We start from the raw sequence: 2,979 nt of genomic DNA, 5'->3' as shown, positions 1-2,979 counted from the left end.
CACCACATCCCCTTCTCAAGCTCCCTCAGGGGACCCGTGCCTCACTCCGCCACAAAACATAAGGTCCTAGCAGCTCTTCACGATCATGCTTGGCTGCTTCCTCGACGGTGAAGAACTTCCGCACAACCTGAAAAGGCACCTTTTCAGATAGAAACCACACCTGCCCGTCCGCAAAAATGACGTGAAATCCTCCCTCATGCTTGCTGGAAATGCCTCTGCCATCCGGAGGGTTGATGGTTCGGGGCATGGTGCGGATGTCCAAATCGCCCGGCGCTGGCCAAGGGATCCCCGACGCGCGTACCTCTACGACTATGATCACGTCGGCGGGGCACTCCTTCCGCCGCTTGGGCTCCTCTCCTGGACATCCAAACGCCGTACCCGGGCCAGTGATCGCCAACGCAATGGCATCCGGAAATCGATCAGGGTTTTCCCGCAATTGCCTCGCTTCAGAATAAGAAAAGAAGTAGCTATATCTTGCCAGAACTTTCCGGTTCGCCGGTGCCTGCCAAGGCTGGGAATAATCTAGTGATTCGCCTGCGCATTCCAAGTAGGGAGTGATTTCCACTCGCCAGCTCCAAAGTGGCTCCTTGGTACCGTTTTGCAAGAACCACGAGTCTCCCGACATGTCTTCGGGAGCACGTCGCACAATAAACGGCAGTCGCCCTTCATCCCAGGGAACCTCCTCCAGCCGTATCACGTGGGACTGCCCGGTACATCGCTGCTTGTACTGGGATTCAGCATCGTTATCCATGTAAGCCTGCAACGCTAGTGCGATTTGCGTGAACTTCATGTGCGTTTCCTTAAGTTCGTCGGGACCACGGCAACCGCAAAGCAAAATCATATTGGATTGAACCACAAGCATGGCAATCGCCTTTCTTAGGTACCAGCCGCCGCGGGTATCAGCCCCACACAGGACGGCACCGAGTTGAATACCCTCTTCTCGCGATGGGCCGCGCACCTTTTTGTATTCCTCAGCGTACATCTCGCACCTCACGGACCCAACGGCTTATATTCTGCTGGTGGAATAGGCCATTTGAACCTAGCGAGCTTGCCCGGGATGACCATGAACTCCGTTTTTGGAAATTGGGGTAAGCGACGGCTATGTATGATGAGTGCGCCGGAGGTTGACTCTTGCCAACCGTGGTTAGCGTATCCCCAATAGGCAGGCCCGGCTTTGTCCCCTGATAAAGTTGCGTAGTTCGCCGGAGCGCCCGCGGCGCCGTACTGAATGGCGATAATCAACCCACCCTCATCGCCGAGCGCCTTGAGTGCCTCGACGGCCTCCTGCCAGGTGGCATCCTTCTGGGTGCCGGGGAGCCGCTGAATGAAAGCGGGATGATACTGATTCACGCCATCCGGGTCGAAAACCTGGCATCCTGCCCTCCACGCAGCCAGACCGCCACATCCGAAGCGAGTTTGACGTATTAGCGGTGACGGAAAGAGCCCAAAGAAGCCCGTTCCGAAAAACTTTTCCGGCGTCCAGTTGCCCTCGGGCTCGTTGGGAATCTCTTGAGAAGCAGAGATTGCCAGCTGCTGATGAGATCGCCCATGCTCCGATGGCCGAACCCGCGGTCGCACCGGCGGATCCACCAATGCAGACGTATCACGAGCTGACACACCAGTGCCAACTGCCTGCCTTTGCTGCCCGCCCCCGTTTCTCCCAACACCCAAGGCCCCACCACCGCCCTGTGCCTGGCCAGACAAGAATTCCTCGTCGCTATAGGCGAAGGGGAACAGGCCGCTGCCGCTGGAGCCGGGGGAAGAGCCGCCGCTAAAGGCATCGCCGATGTAGGCGAAGTACTCTTCCGGGCTGCCCCCGCCACCAGAGTAGCCGCCGGAACCGCCCGCGTAGTACGCCCCTTCGTAGAAGCCGGGGTAGCTGACCGTTTCGTCATACGACTGGTACCAGCTTCCGCTCCAACTGGTGCTGGAAGAAGTCCCGCTACCCGAACCCGAGCCGCTACCGCTCGCGCTGACAGAGCCGCTGCCGGTTCCCTCGGGAACCGTCTGCGTCCACCAGCCGCTGTCGGAGCCGTTTTTCAACCCACTGACGTGATTGGTCGCCGAGCTACTCACCGCACCGTCCCCCTGGCCTTGCCAAGTCTTGGTCCACTGGTACTGGTAATTGCAGTCGTCGTAGGTGCTGTTCTGCCAGGTCCCGCCGCTGGCCCAGATCTCCGGGCCAGTCCACCAGTGGTCTTCCCAATCGCATTAGTACAATGCATCGAGGAAGCCCGTGACCAAAATGCAGCACGCATGCGCATCCACGACACTGACTTGGCGGACGCGGCGGCGTCTTTCATCGTGCACTTGAACGCTAACGATCACATCCTCCGACATTCGCCTATGCGCGTATGCTGTTCTCCTCGCGGTTTGCATGTAATTCAACGTTGAGCTTAGCAACGTGTAACCGAACCACGACGGGTATACAACCGATAATCGTAAGCGTTTTGCCCACCGGGTCGAAGCGAATCTGGTCAATGTCGTAATAGCCTACATGCTCCGTGTCTTCGACCACTAGTGAGTCCACGTGTTTGATCACCAACGTTGCGATTGGCAGTTGCTTTCGGCTCAAGGCATTGGGCCGCCCATAGAGAGGAATGGTGACGACTCCCTCGGAAAAAGACCCTTTCAGTGCATCAACATCGAACCAAAGATCATGCACTGCGTCGACAAGAGTGCCAAGCTGGGCCAGATCCGAAACCATCATATCGCTTATCTCCATGGAAGTGGAATCCTCAGCACTCGACCGCTACCTTTCACCCCGGATCTCCACCAGTTGATCTGAATATGTGCTAGTCGGCCTAACGATCCGAAGGAATGATGCGCGCCGTGTATCGCAACTTTGGTGGACACACCGCTCGCTGCTATTCCACCGGCTGCGGCGTCGGCTACTGCGGCTCCGGCAAGCGAAACCTGCGAACCAAGCAAGACCTTGTCACGGATCTGCAACTCGCGTTCTGACGCTCGAATGGCACT

Annotated in this window: 4 protein-coding genes; all 4 read right to left on the bottom strand. The window is 57.7% G+C overall.

Annotated features, from left to right (window positions below; translation table 11 throughout):
* Positions 1 to 25: 25 nt before the first annotated feature.
* Positions 26 to 982 (bottom strand): DUF1559 domain-containing protein, encoded by a 957-nt coding sequence (locus tag ABJK56_RS16770; RefSeq protein WP_347245829.1) that lies wholly within the window; start codon positions 980 to 982, stop codon positions 26 to 28.
* Positions 983 to 990: 8 nt separating this feature from the next.
* The gene (locus tag ABJK56_RS16765) at positions 991 to 2,076 is read right to left on the bottom strand and encodes a hypothetical protein (RefSeq protein ID WP_347245828.1); all 1,086 of its coding nucleotides are present in this window, start codon (positions 2,074 to 2,076) and stop codon (positions 991 to 993) included.
* A 268-nt stretch (positions 2,077 to 2,344) separates the two neighbouring features.
* Positions 2,345 to 2,725 carry a hypothetical protein gene (locus ABJK56_RS16760; protein ID WP_347245827.1) on the bottom strand — a complete coding sequence of 127 codons (381 nt, stop codon included), beginning with the start codon at positions 2,723 to 2,725 and terminating at the stop codon, positions 2,345 to 2,347.
* On the bottom strand, positions 2,716 to 2,979 hold a 264-nt coding region (locus ABJK56_RS16755; RefSeq protein ID WP_347245826.1), incomplete at its 5' end, for a hypothetical protein. The genes ABJK56_RS16755 and ABJK56_RS16760, both read right to left, overlap by 10 nt.

Origin of the sequence: Thermogutta sp. (genome assembly GCF_039793925.1) — a bacterium.
Taxonomy (GTDB): domain Bacteria; phylum Planctomycetota; class Planctomycetia; order Pirellulales; family Thermoguttaceae; genus Thermogutta.
This window is presented reverse-complemented; position numbering and strand designations above follow the sequence as displayed.